This window comes from Luteolibacter sp. (assembly GCF_039920825.1).
Lineage (GTDB): Bacteria > Verrucomicrobiota > Verrucomicrobiia > Verrucomicrobiales > Akkermansiaceae > Luteolibacter.
The window spans coordinates 34024-52938 of the sequence record NZ_JBDSCX010000010.1 but is presented as its reverse complement, the minus strand read 5'-3'; the positions used below and the strand labels follow the sequence as shown (position 1 = coordinate 52938).

Below are 18915 nucleotides of genomic sequence, written 5' to 3'. Positions count from 1 at the left end.
GGTGGGACTTCGGCCCACCCGGGTCGGCTGAAATCCGACCCTCCTCACTCAATCCGCATGAAGATCATCCCGCCGGAAATTCTGTTGGAAGCTTACGCGCGCGGGGTGTTTCCCATGGCGGAGAAGGGCGAAATCCTCTGGTTTTCCCCCGAGCATCGTGGGCTGATTCCTCTCGATGATCGGTTCCACATCCCGCACGGACTTACGAAAAGCCTGAAGCGCAAGCCTTTTGAAATCCGCTGGAATACCGCCTTTCGCGAAGTCATGTTAGGTTGTGCCGCGCGCGAGGAAACGTGGATCGACGAAGTCATTCTAGAAAGCTACTGCACCCTCCACGACCTCGGCCACGCCCACTCGGTCGAGTGCTGGGACGCGGACGGCCTGCAAGGTGGGCTTTATGGGGTATCGTTGCCGGGCGCCTTCTTCGGTGAGAGCATGTTTTCGCGAAAAACGGATGCCTCAAAGATTGCGCTCGTCACCTTGGTCGATCGCCTGCGTGAACAAGGCGTCACCTTGCTCGACACCCAGTGGATGACCGATCACCTGACTCAATTCGGTGGCTACGAACTCTCGCGCAAGGACTACCACGTGGCGCTCCAGAAGGCTCTTGCCAGCCGGGTGGAATAAATTCCGCGCTCCAGTTGAAATTTACGCTTTCCGCCGCCGCCTGAATGAGAATACTCCGCCCCGAGGCCGCAAGGTTTCCGGCCGGCTTAGCTCAGTGGTAGAGCAACTGATTTGTAATCAGTAGGTCGCCAGTTCGACCCTGGCAGCCGGCTCCATTGTAAATTCTGGGTTTTATGGGTTTCTGGGCAGTTGTGAGGTTCTGTCAAGAAATGGTGATTCCGCCGCGATGCGCTCATATCCGGAATAACGGTGTATTTTTGGCAACTGAACTGGCCGTTTCTCGATTCGGCATGCCTCGATCATCAGAAAACAAGCATGTGTCCACCGACCATGGGTTTGTGGTTAGAGCCCCTGTAATTTCACGCCGGAGTTGGCGGCTTCCATCGGCATCTATGTTAGATTGTTCTGTGAAAGTTCACATTTTATCAATATGACTTCAAGGAGCCGAAATCATTTGCCGGAAATTGAGCTATCCCAATCGTGTCGACAATGAAGGTGGTGGGGTTGCTTGTGGGTTAGGCTATGGAGGCCCGTTGCGGTGCGGGCGGAGCATCCGAAAGGTGGGTTTGTCACAGACCGGGTGATTGCCGGCTCGTTCGTTCACCCCACGCTAAAAGTGCGATGGGCAGGGCTGCCAAGCGGTTCGGGAAATCGCCGCGGACCAGGCGGTGTCGTGGAACCGTGAGCAGGAATGGAGTGAACAACCGAAAAAAAGGCATCCGCGAAAAAACGATGTCGGTATCCGGCCGGAAATCTCGTTTGTCGGGATAAGGGGGCTTCGGTTGCGACTCGATCCTCTCCAAACCCACCATGTATCCGCATCGCTCCGCTCGACTTCGCCCTCCTCAAAAAAAGCATTCGCAGCGGAAGAAAACTTGTCGGTTTTACACCCGCTTTCTCGCGGAGAGATATGAAAGCCCCCGTACCGCACTCCGGTCCGCTCGAAAACCCACCGCATCCAAACTCTTTTCCATGCCGTCCCGGCCGCATCTTTTCCGAATCTCGCCAGGAGCCCGCATTTAGAGGACTCCCGCGAGAATCGATCACCCATCGCAGAAAAATCAGGTTGGAGCCGAAAACACACGGCTCAACCACCCCTAAAAACCCACATCCAGTCCAACCCAAGCCCTCGATCTACCTTATGAAAGCCAAATTCCGCTCCAATCCATTCCTTCGCTCCGCCAGCCAGATCCATTCCCGTTTGAACTCCGCGACGGGTTTGTGCCTCACACTTTGCATCGCGGGACTGGCTCCGTCCGCCCTGGCGGACTCCGCGACTTGGAATATCGCTTCCGGCACCAACCTCGATTGGAGCACTGTCGCCAACTGGACGCCAAACACGACTTTCCCCAACGGGGTCGGTGAAACCGCGACCGTCACCAAAGACCTGACCGCTGCCGCAGGCATCAATCTGAGCCAGGGCATTACGGTTGGAACGCTGCTGCTGGGTGACACGGCCAGTTCAGCCTCCTACACGATCGGGTCCACCGGAGCCTTTACGTTGACCTTCGATAACACCGGAAGCACCAACGCCGTAATTAACGACTCCCCCGTGAGCGGCACGACGAGGCAGGATACGATTTCCACCAACTGCGTCCTGAACGACTCCCTCGACGTGACGGTTGGGCTCAATTCCCTTCTGCTCAGCGGGATCATCTCCGACGGCGGGTTGGGGAAAAGTCTGAGCAAAACGGGCACCGGCATGTTGATACTCTCGGGCGTAAACACCTACACAGGAACGACCTCGATCGAGAGTGGAATTCTTAGAATGACGGGACCTTCACCTTCAATCCTCGGCACTGCGACCACACCCCTCGCCTTGGGCACTGCGACTTCGATCGGTTCCAACCTCAGCCCGACACTCCAGCTCAATACGGATCTTACGAATCCCGTCACACGCGATATCACCGTGGGTGCCAGCAATTCCGCCACCACCGGCGTCTATACGATTAATACCAACAACGGTGCCACCGGCGTAAGCATGTCGGGTATCATCACTCTGAACCAGAACCTGACCGTTTCCGGTAACGATGGGGGTGGATTCAACCTTTCCGGTAACATCACCACAGGTTCTTCCGACGCTCGGGCATTGACGGTTTCAGGCAGCTCCCCTGGCATATTCACGGCTTCGGGCGTGATCGGCGGAGGCACCGGCACCATCGCTCTGGTCAAAGCCGGTTCGTCCCTGCTAACGCTCTCGGGCCCCAATACCTTCACCGGCGGCACCTCCTTCGGTGGAGGAACCGTGAACATCAATGCCGATGCCGCTCTCGGAACGGCACCAGCCAGCCCGGCCACCAATCTCACCTTCACCGCCACCAGTACGCTGCGGGGTGACGCCGCGGTCAGCGCCGTTTCCCTCAATGCGAACCGGAACATCGTGATCAACACCGGCATCACCGCCGCCTTCAATGCGGGTGCCGCGGCCAACGTCCTGACGATCAACGGCGTGGTGTCCAACCAATCCAACACCGGCATTCTCAATCTGTCGACCTCGGCAAATGCCTTCACCACGGGGACGGTGGTCCTCGCGGGCAGCAACAATTTCGCAGTCGACTCGGTCGTCAACCTGGGCGGGGGAACCAACATCGGCGGCGGCATCCTTCGGCTTGCCAACAGCAATGCCTTGGGCTCCAACGCGATCGTCGTCAACGCCACTGGCAGTGCCGGCAACGCCTTGGGAGAAGCTGCCCTCGAACTTGCCGGCGGCGTCACCATCGGCAGCAATGTGACCTACAACCTCTCTGGCCACAACAATACCGTCACCCCGGTGGGAGACCACTTGCGGAACTTTTCCGGAAACAACACCTTCAACGGTGCCATCCGCATCGCCAACACCGGCGGTTCCTATCAGATCGACTCGGCTGAGTCGGGCAGCCTGCTGACGTTTGGAGGAAGCTTCACCAACACGCTCAACAGCGGGCGAACCCTGAACTTCATCGGCGCTGGAAACACCTTGGTTTCCGCAACCTTCGCGGAAACCGGTGGCACCTCGTCCAAGACCACCCTGGTGAAATCCGGCACCGGTGCCCTGACCCTTTCCAACGCGAATACCTTCCTCGGCGGCGTCACGCTGAACGCAGGCACGCTGAATCTCAACAATGCCACCGCGCTGGGTGCGGCGGCGGGCGTGTTCACCATCAACGGTGGCACCATCGACAACACCAGCGGCACCGCCAAAACCATCACCAACAACAATCCCCAGATCTGGAACAGCGACTTCGCCTACAGCACCTCGGGAGGCACCAACGCCAACGATCTCAGCCTCGGATCCGGCACGGTCAGCCTCGGCACCACCGCCGGCACCAGCCGCACCATCACCGCCAACGGGGCCGGATTACTGACCGTTGCCGGGATCGTGTCCAACGGCACCACCGCCAACAACATCATCAAGACCGGCACCGGGGGACTGAAGCTCGACGCCGCCAATACCTACACCGGCGGCACCACACTTCAGAGTGGCGTTTTACAGCTCAGCAACAATTCAGCGCTGGGGGGCGGCACCCTCACCATCAATGGCGGCGGTCTCGTGCCGCGGATCGCATCGCGCACCATCTCCAATCCGGTCGTCGTCGGAGCCGACTTCTACCTGGGGGGCGCAAACGTCAACAATCAGATGAACTTTTCGGGAACGGTCGATCTTGGCGGTGCCACCCGTACGATCAGTGTGGTCGATACCACCGTGGCGCAGGATTCCGTCTTGTCGGGCATCATTTCCAACGGTGGTCTCACCAAGACGGGTGCCGGCACGCTGGTCCTTTCGGCCGCGAATACCTACGCCGGCCCGACCACTGTGAACCAAGGGACCCTTTTCCTGAACAACGCCAATCCTCTGGCTTCCTCCAGTTCGATCACCATCAACGGAAGCGGTGCCAAACTGATCGGTGGGAACGCGGGCAGCATCCCCAGCCCTGTGACACTCACGCAAGGGGCAGTCGATATCAGCGGAACCATTCCTTCCCTCACCGTGGCCGATCTGGCTGAAAACACGGTGGCCGCCGGGAATGGCGCCATGGCAGCGCTGACCGCGGGCACGCTGACTTTTAATGGCGCCGCGACCCTCAATCTTTCCACCACCAGCACCACTGTCGGCCAGAAACTGGTGGTGACAAATCTAGCCACGAATCCCCTGGCTCTGGTGACCGTGAACGTCACCTCCAGTACAGGACTTTGGTTGGACAACGTTGACTACCCTCTCATCACTTTCGCGAGCTATCCATCGGCAGTCGACGCATCGCATTTCTCGTTAGTTGAGCCAGCTGGCTTGAATTTCAATCAGCACGCCGCATTGGTCAGGACAGGGACGGCAATCGTGCTGCGAATCACCACCGATGCCCTCGTATGGACAGGAAATCAGAACGCCAATTGGACAACAGTTCCAGTAGGGGGGAGCCGGAACTGGACCGATAACGGCAATCCTGCCGAATACACGGACAATAGCTCGGTGATTTTCGACTCCAACTCGGGACACTATCTCGTCAACGTTGCCGAAGATGTCTATCCATCCACAGTCGTATTCAATGCCGGATCAAATGACTACACCCTGTCGAGCACCGGGGGCTTCGGAATTCAAAACGGATCGTTGACGAAGAATGGCACTGGAAAACTGACGATCACCAACAACAACCCCTACTACGACCTAACCACCATCACCGGCGGAACGTTGGAAATCAGTGGTTCGATCACCAACAGTTACCAATTCTCGATCTCGAGCAATGCCGCGCTGAGTTTTGACTTTGCGAATTCGCCCAACGTTTACGGGACCTTCATCACCGGCAGCGGAGAGGTGATCAAGAAGGGCGCGGGCTCCTTGACCCTCACCGGATCCAACAACTTCAGCGGGAACCTCACGTTGAATGCCGGAACCCTCAACTTCGACGGAGCCTCCGCGTGGGGCAGTGGAGCGGGGACTTTTGTGATCAATGGCGGCACACTCGACAACACCAGTGGGGGCGCAGTCGCCGCCAGCACGAACAAGTCACAGCAATGGAACGCGGACTTCCCGTTCACCGGCAGTAACAACCTCGATCTGGGCACCGGCACAGTGACGCTCGGCGGGACCGGTGATCGCTCGGTGTTAGTCGGTGGCGCCGGAGATATCCTGACCGTTGGTGAGATCAAGGCGTCGTCCCAAGGGCTCACGATCTCGGGTGGAGGCACGCTCGTTGCCACCAGTACCGGCGCTTTCACGGATGCCAGCAATATCGGCGGCACACTCACCGTTAACAGCGGCACCACGCTGCAAATCAACCGCAGCACTGGGAATAGCGCGGGCACGACAGGCGACTTTGTCGCGACGGGACTCGTGGGATCGGGAACGATCACCAACGGAGCCGCCGTCACCGATCGCTCGCTTCAAATCAATAACACCGCTAACTACAGCTTCATCGGCACGATCGCCAATGGTGGCGCCGCGGCACTTGCCTTGAACAAACAGGGCGCGGGCACTCTCGCCCTCACAGGCACCAATACCTATACTGGCCCAACGGTCGTGGGCGGCGGAATCCTCAGTGTGCGCAACAGCAATGCCCTAGGTAGCAGTGCGGTCAAATCGGTGACCCGCACCGGAGGAATCCAGTTGCAGGACAACATCAGCCTGCCTTCCGCGGTCACCTTCACTCTGAGCAATGACGGCACCACGGGAGCGACAGTCCCCTATGCCGTTGCCAACGTATCCGGCAACAACACCATCAATGGCGTGATCACGATGACCAGCGGTGCCGGTTCCACCATCATCCAGTCGGACAGCGGCACGTTGACACTGGCAGGGAACATCACCAGCGACCAAGCCCGCGGGCTGATCCTGCAGGGGGGCTCGTCCGGTGCCAACACCGTTAGCGGAATTATCAGCAACGGCACCTCTGGCGTGAACTCGGTGGAAAAACGCGGTCCGGGCTTCTGGACGCTGACGGGAACCAACACCCACACCGGCACTACCACCATCAGCGAGGGAACCCTGCAACTTGGCAACGGCACGACCGACGGCACCATCTCCACCACCAGCGGCGTCACTAACAATGCCTCGCTCGTTTACAACTGGGCCACCAGCCACACCGCTCCGTATGTCATCAGTGGCAACGGCTCCGTCACCAAAAACGGTGACGGCACCGCCACACTAACGGGCGTTAATACCTACACCGGAACCACCACCGTCAATGCCGGTGAGCTCGCCGTGAACGGCACTTCCATCGCCAACACGGGAACGATCGTCATCAACGGCGGGAAAGTGAACCTGACGGGTGCCGAGACCGTGGACAAACTGTATTTCGGCGGCGTCCAGCAGCCCGCCGGCACCTACAGCACCGCGGGCGACTCCACCCACTTCTCCGGTGGCGGCACGCTCATCGTCTCCTCCGGTCCTGCCGGATTCGGGACCTGGGCCGCGGCAAACGGAGCCACCGGCCAAACACCCGGCGACGATCATGACAACGACGGCGTGAAAAACGGCATCGAGTTCTTCGTCGGCGGCGGAACCGGCTTCACCGTCCTTCCAGCGGTCGTCACAAACGCCGGTGTCCGCACTGTCACCTGGCCGAAGAGTGCCGGCTACACCGGAGCCTATCAAGTGCAGGTGTCCACCGACCTCGCCACCTGGACCGCAGCCCCCGGCGGATCCGTGGTGGATAACGGCAGCAGCGTTGTCTTCACGTTCCCCGCGGGCCCGGTCATCCGCTTCGTCCGTCTGGATGTGACGCCTAACTGATCGATCCCCGCAAGGCAGGCGGCCGCTTTCCGCAGGACCGCCTGTCTTATGGGTTTTTTAACCGATTGACGAATCCGAGGGCATGATCTTCTACCGTAGGTTACGCAATCGTTAGCTGCCGGGGATTTTTTTAAAATCGATTTCCCACCAGATGATACATCCTGAAGTTTTGGGTTTCTGATGGATGTTGCTGGCGGGTTTGGAGCCGGGGTGGTGCACCGCCCCGGCTCTCCTTTTTCAACGAGTAAAGCGTGGCATCAGTCCTGGGAGACTGTCTTAAATAGGGGGTGGGGACGTCTCGTCCCCACGCATGGACGAGACGTCCATGCCCCTTATCTGCGGTTCACGCGGGAAAAAGTGGCAGGAGTGTCAACGACCGCATCCGGATTGGAATGTTCAGACCATGCTTATCCGGTTGCCTGACAAATGGCTGAAGAATTCCAATGAGGAAGGTAGGAAGATAGGAAAAGAAGCATCAGAATCTATTTTTCCTAGCTTCCTGGCTTACTCATTTATTTTTTGTCAAGCAACCGGATAAGCAGGGTTCAGACAGCCTCCGAAGCTGCTCAAAAGTCATTCGGAATGGAAATCCCCGATTTTGAGTTCCTGGAGATTCTTCGGACGCACCCCCTGGAACCGGGTCACTGATCCACGGCTATCGCAGGCAAGGCGTTTTTGTTTCTGCTGCACGTCCAGATGAGGCCCGGATTTCAGCCGGTGGAACTTTACTGCCTCACCAAGTCGGCGGAAAGTTTGAAATTGCGTCCTTCCGTTATCCTTCCAGGGATGAAATGCTCCTTGAAATTCGAAACCCATGACCCTTCCAATGACAAAACTGCTTGCCTCATTCCGCTTGATGGCGATTCCGCTCGCCGCTCTTGTTCTTTCCTCGCAACTCCAGGCCATTCCGATCCGGGTGCTCGCCTGGGATTCTGAAGTTGCGGCGATGCACCTGGCCATCCGCGACTCCAAGGGAGTGACCGTGATCGAATCGATGCACCCCTCCAAACGCACCGCGGCCTACAAGATCGCGACGGGGAAAACACCTCTCGTGGTCGAAGCCCTCGATCTCAAGGGGCCCGATGGAAAGCCCATCACGACTGAAATCAAGATCCCGGAAGGGATGAAGCAGCCGTTGCTGGTGATTCAGCCTGCCGAAAAGCCCGGTGACGGCATCCGGATCATTGTGCTGGAAGATGATGCCAAGACCTTCGACTGGGGAAGCACGCGGTTCATCAATACCACCGACAAGAAATTAGTATTCTCCTATGAAAAAGAAACGGTGGAACTGCCGCCTTCATTGGAACCGGTGAAAGTGAAACCCGGTGGCGACGCTCGCAACATGGAGGTGAAATTTTTCTCCTCCGATCAACTCGACCGACCTTTTTATTCCGGCATTTGGGAGCACGACCCCGAACTTCGCACGCTGATCTTTCTCGCGTCCGTTGAGGATACCGGGACGGGACCCGTCGCCATGAAGATGATTTCCGAAGATCGCAGGAATACCAAGGCGGCGGATGGCAAGCGGTGATCCCTCAAAGGCTCGAAAATTCCGATCCGGGTGCGGTGGATGACCCTCCTGCCACTTTTTTCCGCGTGAACCGCGGATAAGGGGCATGGACGTCTCGTCCATGCGTGGGGACGAGACGTCCCCACCCCCTATTTTAAGACAGACTCTCAGGTGTGGGCGAGATCGCCTTCCGCGCGGCCGTCGATCAATGGCATATCGACTATCCGCAACCATGTTCCAAGCCGGGCAATTGGTTGAACGGCGGGAAGGACAGGCGCGAACGATTCGTTTCCCAAGCTTCCTTCTTCTCCATCAAAAATCCAAAATCAAACCTCAACAATCATCCATCCAACCCGCGGGCCAATGGGCCGAACAGGAATCGATTGATGATTGCAGCTGAGCGGGTTCTGATAGATCATGTCTTCGGATAGGCATTTTGGGTCCGTCGCCGATCCTCAGCGCTTGCCGATGAGGATCAGTTGGCCGCTGAAAGGCCCGCCCTCCATATTACCCGAGAAGCTGATCACCAACTTGAGCTTCTTGCCGTCCACCGTGGCCGCTACGTCCGTGATCAATTTCCCGGAAAGATCCTGATCATTGAAATTCGCTTCGAACTTGATGACGATCGGCCGGGCGAGTTCCCCGCCATAGGTGCTTCCGGATTTGGTGAGGACCAGCGACGTGGGACCGGTGACCTTCGAAGTGAGGGTGAATTTCGGATCATCGGTCAGGTTTTTCACAATGTCCACGGTGGCGTTCCTGTTGAACTTCAGCGTATTGTTCTGAATGGTGAAGTTGCCATTGACCACTCCTGCCAGCTTTTTCACCACCGACAGCGGGGGATTGGCGTCCCCGCCGACGAGTTCCAGCGAGCCTTTGATGCTGGTGAACTTGTACTCGCCATCGGCCCCGGCCGCGAGGGCTTGGGGAACGGCGGCGAAAGAAACGAGGGAAACACAGGACGTCACCAGCAGCGCGCGGCCGAAGCCCGCGAGTCTGGAGGTGCCTGGAGTTCTGCTGGAGGCAACGGAAGGGTAATCGATAGCGTTGGTTTTCATGGTGTTTTTCAATAGAGCGCGTTAATCCGGTTTGGACAGGGATTTTTACCTAACGATCAATGAAAAGATCGCCCCGATTGCATCTTGCCACGGGACTGTGCAGACATCGCGAGGAGACGCCGAGGCGCAGGAGGATGCCTTCTCTCTTCCATTCAAAAAATCCAAAATCACCAATCGACAATCATCAATGGACTCCCATACGGCTTCTATTACAACCGATGGAAATCATGATCTATCAGGATTGCGGGCGGTTTTTTTTGCTGTTTCCACCCGCCTCCGGAACCCCCAGTTTTTGTAAATCACGCGATCACGTTGGCGTGTTAGAGTGTCCGGCTTGTGGCCGCTTCCAGGGATTGTGCTCCCACTTCGTCAGATTTTCGCAGCCCTCCTCGAACCAATCCATCGACCATCCGAACGAGGGGTTTTTCCGATCCGAAATCAAGGTGGAGTGACTTATTTCGGGCTTTTAATTCCTGAATGCGATTTCACCCGGGACCTTCCGTGCCTCGAATTCCTCCAAGTCCGGCAGGATGCCAAAGCCGAGGCTGACGACCAACGCTCCCAAAGGAAAAACGGTGAAATCGAAACTCTTCGAAGACCGGTATTTCATGACGGTGAAAGTGGTGATCTGCTTGTTAGTATTTCGGCACGGTGATGGGCTTGATCTTCAAATCCTCGAACTCTTTTCCGGCGGGCATGGAAAGCTGTCGCGTGGCCGGATCCCATTGATAGTCCTTGCCATAAACCGGCTCTTGCGGAATCGGCTGGCCTTCCATGATGGCGAAGGCCGCTTGGGTCATCGCGAACTTGGACTGAGAGCAATCCCAGCCTTTTCGCCAGGCACTGGCACCGATGCTCAGAATTTCCACTACTCGACGGCTTGACCGTGACAAGTGGCTGGGATCTGACATGGGAGGGAGTTCAAGTGTCGGCAAATCGGTGAGGGTTGCGGTTTCGTGGCTGCGAACGGTTTCGAGAAACCTCAGCGCATAGAAATCCAGCGCATCTCCGCCATCGGGTGGGCAATCCGGACCTTCGGCGTCGAGTAAGAATGGCAAAAGCCACTGACGATTCGAAGCACTCCACTCGCCCTTCATGAGCCGGGCAAATTCGGCGGGGCTGGAAACCGTTGGGTTCAGCACTTTTTCCCAGACCGCTGGATCGACTTGACCGGCGGGCAGGGCGGGGATGATGTCGCGGAGAACGTGATTTTCCAAATTGAGCTGCATGAGAATGTTCACCGTGGCCGCAAGAAGAGTTGGCGTTTCAATTCCGATAAAATGATCGGCCAAACCCTTGGCGGCGCGGACGGATTCCAGAGCCGCGGCCACATCGCCCTGCTCGGCGGCCACGCGGGCTTCGAGAACCAGGATTTCTTCACAGTTCTTGCCAAAACGAGCAGCGATGAATCCCCAGCGATCAATCGGGATTCCGTTCACGGATTGCTCGGGCAGAAGGCCGATGGCGTGGATTTCATCGACTAACAATTTCTGTTGAGCGAGCCATGTTTTCGCCGTCTCGGCATTCCATGCTCCTTGGTGGTTGAAGTAGTCATCGAGTTCCTTGGGGAAATCGATGCCCGGAACGACCTTCGGATTGGCGGCTTTGATTTTGTCCAACAAATCCAACCATTTGAGAAAACCGTTTTGGTCGTCGGGGATGGATTTCATCGTCACTGCCAATTCCGGAAAACGCAGGAGGAGCTTCTGATGGCATGCTTCCACCAACCGCCGGAGCTCGCTGGCCTTTGCTTGATCCCGTGGATCTTTCGATCCTAATAACTCAAAAGTATGCCCCCCGAATCCATCGGGATTCCGCTTCCACGGATTGTGTTTCCATTCCATCAGATCCTCGTAGCTCTCCTCGAACCAATCCATCGACCATCTGAACGACGTAATCTTCCGAGCTGAAACCGTGGTGTTGCCGCTGACCTCGGGCTTCGCATGGCTGAAGGTGATCTCGCCGGGAATCGGCCGAGCCTCAAATTCCTCCAACTCCGGCAGCAATCCGAAGCCAAAGGACACGACCAACGCGGCCAAAGGCAGCACGGTGAGAATGAAGCCTTTTGAGGGTCGATATTTCATATTTGTGAAATACAACCTGAGAAGCTGCCGGGGGACAACGCCTAATTTCTGGGAGAGAACCGACGGGAAATGCGTTTTTCAGGCACTGCGAGTCTCGCGAATCCAACGAATCTTGAAGACTTGGGATTCTCTTTTTTGAGAATTCGCGGGTGCCTTTCTCTTCAATCGCTCAAAGTTTCGGCACCGTGATGGGCTTGATCGTCATTCCCTCGAACTCTTTTCCGGCGGGCATGGAAAGCTGGCGGGTCGCCGGATCCCATTGGTAGTCCTTGCCGTAAACCGGATCTCGCGGAATCGGCTGGCCTTCCATGATGGCGAAAGCGGCTTGGGTCATGACGGTGGCGGATTGGCTGCGATCCCAGCCTTTTCTCCATGCTCCACCGCCGACTGATAGAACCTCCAAGATCTTACGTGACCTCAATGAGAGTTGGCTGACATCGGGATCGGAAGGCATGTTCAGCGTCGGCAGATCCGTAAGTGCCGCGCCTTCGTGAGTGCGGACGGTTTCCACGAAAAGCGAGGAATAGGCATCCAGCATGTCGCCGCCATCGGGAAGTTGATACGAATCCTCCGGGTCGAAAAGCATTGGGAGGAGATATTGGCGGGTGGTGGCGCTCCATACGCCTTTCATGTAGCGGGTGAATTCGGAAGGCTGCGAAACCGTGGGATTCAGGACGCTTTCCCAAGCGGTGGGATCCACTTGGCCAGCCGGCAGTGCGGGCATGATCTCGGTCAGCACCCGGTTTTCCAATTCGAGTTGAATCAAGATGCGTACCGTCGCGGCGAGCAAGGTGGGAGTTTCAACTTCCGTGAAATGATCGGAAAATCCCTTGGCCGCGCGGATCGACTCCATGGCTGCGGCGGCATTTCCTTCTTCGGCATAAAGGCGGGCTTCCGTCATCAGGCACTCGGCGCTTTGCTTTGCGAGGCGGGCGGATGTGAATGCCCAGCGGTCCACGGCCACATCGTTAACTGACGAATCCGGCATTAGGCCGATGGCGCGAATCTCATCCACCAAGGATTTTTGTTGGGATAGCCAGGCCCTTGCAACTTCAGCATTCCATGGGCCTCCATCGTTCAGATAATGCACGAGGTCTTGAGGGATGCCGAGATTTGGACTGTCCAATCCACTGGATTTCTTGAGCCGTTCGCTGAATTCGAGCCATTTGAGAAAGCCGTTTTGATCATCGGGGATGGCCTTCATCGTGACGGCCATTTCGGGATAACGCAGGAGCAATTTCTGATGAAATGCATCCATTCGACGCTGCATCTCCTTACCCTGAGCGATATCCGCTGGATTGCTCGATTTGAGCAACTTCCTAAAATGTTCGCCGAACTCGTCGGAGTGGTCCGTTTTCCATGGGTTATATTCCCATCTCATCAGGTTTTCGTAGCTTTCCTCGAACCAGTCAGACAGGTGAATCGGGGCGCTCCGGTGGGTGGATACTTGGGTGGTGGCTTTGAAGGTGGGCTTCTGATTTGAAAATGTAATCTCCCCCGGAATCGGGCGGGCCTCGAAACCGGGCACTTCCGGCAACAAGCCGAAGAACAGCGCGACCAGCAGCGGGCAGAAGGTCACCATCAGATAAACGAAACTTTTCGATGGCCGATATTTCATACTTCTGAAATAAAACCTGAAAGGACAGCCAGAGGCAATCATCAAGATCGGATCGTCGTTCCGGCGGGAAATCAACCGTCCCCGAAAAGGTTGAAAAAATCTTGGATCCAGCGCTTCACTCCGGTGCTTCGTCGGGGAATTTTCATGTTAGTGAGGGGAGGCGGATTTTTCAGGAATGCCCCGTCGGCCCATCTGTAGCCATCTATCCGATCGCCTGATTGAACGACCACGGATTTCAAATCATGATTCTCGCCGATCATCACATGGATGAATTTGACACCGTCATACCCCTCCGCGCGATAGGAACGGCGATTCCACTTTTCCCCGTTAGGAAGGGTCATCTCGTTGGATTCATTGGTAAGACGCTCCTCTGCCTCGCTACTCCAATGATCGAGAAGATGTAGCTCCACGAGGAGTTTCTCCCGGGTCATGGGGCCGGAAATTTGCATGATCCGGGTATCGAGCTCCGCAATGGCGATAGGGACGAGATCCTTTTCGGATTCGCTCCGATCGTCCGCTGATTCCGTTTTTTTGGGGAGCCCCGATGTGCGGAGATTTGCCGCATCGTGTTGGAAATCTCCATCCAATGGATTTGTGGCGGAAATTGGTTCGCGACGATCAGGTAGGGTTTCGTTTTTCCAAGTTGCGATCAGAAAAAGGAAGCCAGCAGCGGGCAGGAGTAACAGGAGCCAGAGGGATGATTTAGCGGGCTTCATTTTCTCTTTGAACAACGTATTCTTTCACTGGCGGCAATATTGGAGAGCTCCTCGAGCAAGGCCACACTAAGGATGACCCCGGTCTCGATCCATCGACAATCTCCAAGTATTTCCATGTGATTATGGTTTCGACCGCCGGATGGCAAGCCATGAGGCCGCCGCCTGAGGTTGACGCGGCAGGGCGGGGGATGCACCTTGCGGCCATGAACACGGCGGTGAATTACAAGATCGGCAATGAAAAGCTGGTGAAAGTGCTCGAAGGCGCGTCGTCGCACCTTCGTGGGTTGCTGGACCGGCAGGGACGGCCGGACGGAGCGCTGCGGATCGCGGTGGTCGGCGGCGGTTGCTCGGGTTTGCAATACAAGATGGACCTTTGCGATGGCCCGCGCGACCGCGACATTCTGGTGCCGAGCAATGGTGTGAATGTGGTGATCGACCCGAAGAGCGCGCTGTTCGTCAGCGGCAGCGAACTGGATTTCTCCGACGATCTGCAGCAAGGCGGATTCAAGGTGAGCAACCCGAATGCGGTGGTGACCTGTTCTTGTGGCGAAAGCTTCGCCGCGTGATTTTGATCGAGATTGATTTTTTCCTGAAATCAGGAACGTTTCCCAGCAGATGAAATTTCACAGTGTCTTGATGGTCACCAGTCTATCCGCATGGGGATGGATCGTGGCCGCCGCGCCAGAGCCCATTGTTGATTCGGCAGGGCGGACGCCGACGAAATCGGTCGAAGAGTGGGTGCGGGATTTGTCGGACGATCAATTCCGGGTGCGTGAGAATGCCACGCGGAAGATTTGGGAAATCGGCGAGGGCGCGCTTCCGGCGTTGCAAGCGGCGGCTAACGGCAAAGATCCTGAAACGTCCTACCGGGCCCGAGAACTGGTGCGGAAAATCGAATTGCACCTGACACCGGATACCGACCCGGAAGTCATGAAACTGGTGGAGCGCTATGCCAAGGCATCCACCGACGAGAAACAGACGTTGATCGATGAAATGCGGCATAAACGGGCGTGGCGGCAAATCCTCAAGCTTTTCGCCAGTGAGAAGAACACCCAACTGCAGAAGCGGATTCAAGGAACCATCGATGAAGTGGCGGTGATCGCTGCGCGTGAGTGTTTGCTGAAAGGCGATCCGGACGGTGCCCGTGAATACCTTGAAATGGCGCCCGCCGATCCGGCGGGATTAGTTGCCTTGGCGGATTTTCACCGCAGTCAGGGAACCTTGGATGCCGAGCTGAAGCGGGCCAAGACGCTGAAAGGCGAGAACTCGAATGCCTGGCAGCTCGCGCTTTACCGGGCATCCGGAAATATCGAAGCCGCGCGCGATGCCGCGACGGCTGCCGGGGAAGTCCGTATTTCCGCCGCGATGTCATTACTGTTAGGGGATCCGGTTCCGTGGATGCGGAAAAATTTAATCAACACCGACGGGGTGGCGGTTCACAAACCCTACACGGAACTCGCGATCAAACGCTGGCAGGGGAAAAAACTGCTGCCCACGGATTTGGAGCCGCTCGTCAAATCACTAAGTGCGACCAGCGTCGCAGGGCGCCGGTCGGCGATCAACTCGCTGTTCCTGTTAGGGGAGGCCGGTTTGGCCGAGGAGTCATACACCAAGATTTCGCCGGGCATGGGATTTGTTTATTTCAATGAGTTGGAACGCGTTCCCGAGGCCCTCAAGGCCTTGGGGCTCGATCCGGAAAAACCCGACTACGCGGCTTGGGTGGAGAAGCGCATCAGCAGCCTTGCCAAGGAAGATGGCGATGGCGAGGAGGAGAGGCTGGAAATGGCCACTTCCAGCGAGCTTGTCCTGCTGGCAAACTTCATGGATCGGCGGGGATTGTCGGCGGAATTCAGTGCCGCGTTCGCGAAACCGCTGGCCGCTCTGGCGGAAAAGGACGAGAAGGCATTCACTTCATTTCTGGCGCTTCTTTTTGGCAACAGCGGAAGGTTCAGCGGCGCGCCCGACATGGCGAAGCACGTGGCTTTCGAATGGGCCGGCGAAAATGGCGAGCGCTGGGAGGATATTCTCATCGCCGCGTTCGGCGAAGATCAGGAAACGAACTCGGTGTGGGAATGGCTCGCCGATCTTGATCCCAAGGCGACGCGAATCGATCGCTTTGAAGGATTGCTGGCGCTCAGCGGCGTGGGAACCGATCCGCTGCATCTCCGCGACAAATGGCTGTCTCTGGGTTGGAAATCCATCGAGCAGACCCCGGAAAACCAGCGCAAGCCGTTGTTTGCGAAAATGGCATACGCCATCGGGATGAGCCCTGATGTGACGAACAACCTGAAACTTTGGGATCTCTATCCGGCCAATGAGCGCGATGATTTTTTCAGAAACTCCTGCATTTCCGAGCTGGCCATCGCCGGACGTTGGAATGAGGCGGCGGCGTTTTTCCTCGAACAAATCGCCCGCGTTTCAAAATTCAAACTCGACCCGAGTCCCGCGACGCATGCCAGCGCCGCCGCCTGCCTGCGTAAGGCTGGCAAGGCTGCGGAAGCCGCCGTCCAGGACGAGTGGGTGGAAAAACTGTCGCTGGGACATGACGCCTACGAGATCGCTATCGGCTATCAGTTCGGAGATGATGGCACCAAGGCCGCCGAGTGGTTCGAACGGGCGCTCCGGCTGGAAGAACCGTCGGTCGCCGGAGGGTTTTCCTATGCGCTTGAAGAGCATGGCGACCGGTTGCTGGATTCGGGGAAGTGGCAGCAAGCGGCGGCGATTTTCGAAGTGAAAGCGCAGATGTTGGCCTCGCTGGCGACCGGCCTTGAGGAGCCGACCGAGAAGCTCAAGCTCAGGCTTCAGTCCGACTTGGGACGGGCGCTGGCGAATTTGAAAACGGATCATGCCGGTTCGTTAGGCTTGCTGGAACATTGCTATCAGATGTTCCCGGGAGATGGCACTCTGGCGGATTATTTTTTCCCGTCGATTCGCAAAGTGGGACTGATCAAGGAGCATGACGCGTGGTTTAAAATCTCATGGGACCGCATGAACGCCGTCGTCAAAGCCTATCCGGGGTCGAGCAACACGCTCAACACCACCGGCTGGCTGGCGGCCCGGGCGCTGCGGAATCTGGATCAAGCGGAGGAACTCCAAAACAAGGCGCTCTCATTGAAGCCGGATGAGTGGACCTATCTGGACACCATGGCTGAGATCCAGTTTGCGAAAGGAAATCGCAACAAAGCCCTCGAGTGGTCCACCCGCTCGGTGAATTTCACTCCGGGAGGAGACGGAACCGCTCAAATGGAAAGCCTGTTGTCCCGCCGCCAGCACGAGCATTTCCGCGTGGATCCGCTGCCGAAGTGAAAAATACCCGGGAGACAGTCCCGCAAACAACGCATCGCTTGACACCGGCGCTGCTCTAAGGCGGGATTCCCGCCCCATGGCCAAACTTTCGATCCGCGATCTCGATGTATCCTCCAAAGAAGTCCTCATGCGTGCGGATTTCAATGTGCCGCTCAAGGACGGCGTCATCACCGACGACACCCGCATCCAAGGCGCGATCCCATCGATCCGTCATTTGATTTCCGGTGGAGCGAAGTTGGTTCTCTGCTCCCACCTCGGTCGTCCGAAGGGCGGGTTCGAGGCGAAATTTTCGCTCGCACCTGTCGCCGCCGCCCTATCCGAAATCCTCGGCCAGACGGTGAAGCTCGCACCTGATAGCATCGGTGAGGAAGTCGCCGCTCTCCGCGCCGCACTGCAACCGGGAGAAGTGCTTCTGTTGGAAAACACCCGTTTCTATCCGGAAGAGGAAGCTAACAACTCCGACTATGCGAAGAAGCTCGCGGGCTCCGCGGAAATTTTCGTGAACGATGCTTTCGGCACCGCCCACCGCGCCCATGCCTCCACCGAAGGCGTGACCCATTTCGTGAAGCAAAGCGCTTCCGGTTTCCTGCTCGACCGCGAGCTCGAATACCTCGACGGCAAGCTACAGGCTCCCGAGAAACCCTTCCTCGTCATCATGGGCGGCGCGAAGGTTTCCGATAAAATCCAGGTTATCACCGCGCTGATGGAAAAGGCCGACGCCTTCATCATCGGCGGCGCGATGGCCAACACCTTCCGCAAGGCGCAAGGTTTCAAGGTCGGCAACAGCCGCGTCGAAGCCGACAAGCTCGACCTCGCGCTCGACATCCTCGCCAAGGCCGAAGCCAAGGGCGTCCGTTTCCTCCTTCCCGCCGACACCCGCATCACGCAGGAGTTCAAGGAAGGTGCCGAAACGAAAGTCACCGGCATCTACGGTGAAGGCGGTGAAACTCCGGACGGTTGGGAAGGCATCGACATCGGCGACGTCGCCATCGACGAATTCTGCGCGGAAATCGCCAAGGCGAAAACGATGATCTGGAACGGCCCGATGGGCGTGTTCGAGATCGAAAGCTTCGCCAAAGGCACCCGCGCCATCGCCGAAGCCATGGCCAAGAGCGACGGCGTCACCATTGTTGGCGGCGGCGACTCTGTCACTGCCGTCAATCAATTCGGCCTCGACGACCAAATGACCTTCATTTCCACCGGCGGCGGTGCTTCCCTCGAACTTCTCGAAGGCAAGGTGCTTCCCGGCGTCGCCGCTCTGACCGACGCCTGATTTTTCAAACCCTCCTAACA

Annotated in this window: 12 protein-coding genes and 1 tRNA gene; 8 read left to right on the top strand and 5 right to left on the bottom strand. The window is 57.3% G+C overall.

Annotated elements, in window-relative coordinates; translation table 11 throughout:
• Positions 1-57 precede the first annotated feature (57 nt).
• The 5 genes from aat (at position 58) to ABIQ96_RS02480 (ending at position 9271) form a co-directional block, all read left to right on the top strand.
• Positions 58-627 carry a leucyl/phenylalanyl-tRNA--protein transferase gene (gene aat, locus ABIQ96_RS02500; protein ID WP_348212960.1) on the top strand — a complete coding sequence of 190 codons (570 nt, stop codon included), beginning with the start codon at positions 58-60 and terminating at the stop codon, positions 625-627.
• A gap of 80 nt (positions 628-707) precedes the next feature.
• Positions 708-782 (top strand) — tRNA-Thr (locus tag ABIQ96_RS02495).
• Between the two features lie 986 nt (positions 783-1768).
• Complete coding sequence (locus ABIQ96_RS02490; RefSeq protein ID WP_348212959.1) at positions 1769-7330, top strand: autotransporter-associated beta strand repeat-containing protein; 5562 nt, start codon at positions 1769-1771, stop codon at positions 7328-7330.
• 826 nt (positions 7331-8156) lie between these two features.
• Positions 8157-8861 carry a hypothetical protein gene (locus tag ABIQ96_RS02485; protein ID WP_348212958.1) on the top strand — a complete coding sequence of 235 codons (705 nt, stop codon included), beginning with the start codon at positions 8157-8159 and terminating at the stop codon, positions 8859-8861.
• A 152-nt stretch (positions 8862-9013) separates the two neighbouring features.
• Positions 9014-9271, top strand: a complete 258-nt coding sequence (locus tag ABIQ96_RS02480) for a hypothetical protein (RefSeq protein ID WP_348212957.1) — start codon at positions 9014-9016, stop codon at positions 9269-9271.
• Positions 9272-9295: 24 nt separating this feature from the next.
• Here ABIQ96_RS02480 and ABIQ96_RS02475 read toward each other — a convergent pair whose 3' ends face one another.
• The 5 genes from ABIQ96_RS02475 to ABIQ96_RS02455 form a co-directional block, all read right to left on the bottom strand.
• Positions 9296-9898 (bottom strand): hypothetical protein, encoded by a 603-nt coding sequence (locus tag ABIQ96_RS02475; protein ID WP_348212956.1) that lies wholly within the window; start codon positions 9896-9898, stop codon positions 9296-9298.
• Positions 9899-10364: 466 nt separating this feature from the next.
• The gene (locus tag ABIQ96_RS02470) at positions 10365-10508 is read right to left on the bottom strand and encodes a hypothetical protein (RefSeq protein WP_348212955.1); all 144 of its coding nucleotides are present in this window, start codon (positions 10506-10508) and stop codon (positions 10365-10367) included.
• Positions 10509-10533: 25 nt separating this feature from the next.
• On the bottom strand, positions 10534-11982 hold the full coding sequence (locus ABIQ96_RS02465) for a hypothetical protein (RefSeq protein WP_348212954.1): 1449 nt from the start codon (positions 11980-11982) through the stop codon (positions 10534-10536).
• 169 nt (positions 11983-12151) lie between these two features.
• A complete protein-coding gene (locus ABIQ96_RS02460; RefSeq protein WP_348212953.1) occupies positions 12152-13600 on the bottom strand; it encodes a hypothetical protein in 1449 nt (482 codons plus the stop codon).
• Positions 13601-13671: 71 nt separating this feature from the next.
• Positions 13672-14031, bottom strand: a complete 360-nt coding sequence (locus ABIQ96_RS02455) for a hypothetical protein (RefSeq protein WP_348212952.1) — start codon at positions 14029-14031, stop codon at positions 13672-13674.
• 488 nt (positions 14032-14519) lie between these two features.
• Here ABIQ96_RS02455 and ABIQ96_RS02450 point away from each other — a divergent pair, with 488 nt between their 5' ends.
• From ABIQ96_RS02450 to ABIQ96_RS02440, 3 genes are all read left to right on the top strand, one after another.
• Positions 14520-14882, top strand: coding sequence for an iron-sulfur cluster assembly accessory protein (locus ABIQ96_RS02450; protein WP_348212980.1), 363 nt, complete (start codon positions 14520-14522; stop codon positions 14880-14882).
• 49 nt (positions 14883-14931) lie between these two features.
• Positions 14932-17622 carry a hypothetical protein gene (locus ABIQ96_RS02445; RefSeq protein WP_348212951.1) on the top strand — a complete coding sequence of 897 codons (2691 nt, stop codon included), beginning with the start codon at positions 14932-14934 and terminating at the stop codon, positions 17620-17622.
• Positions 17623-17698: 76 nt separating this feature from the next.
• Positions 17699-18895, top strand: coding sequence for a phosphoglycerate kinase (locus ABIQ96_RS02440; RefSeq protein WP_348212950.1), 1197 nt, complete (start codon positions 17699-17701; stop codon positions 18893-18895).
• Positions 18896-18915 lie beyond the last annotated feature (20 nt).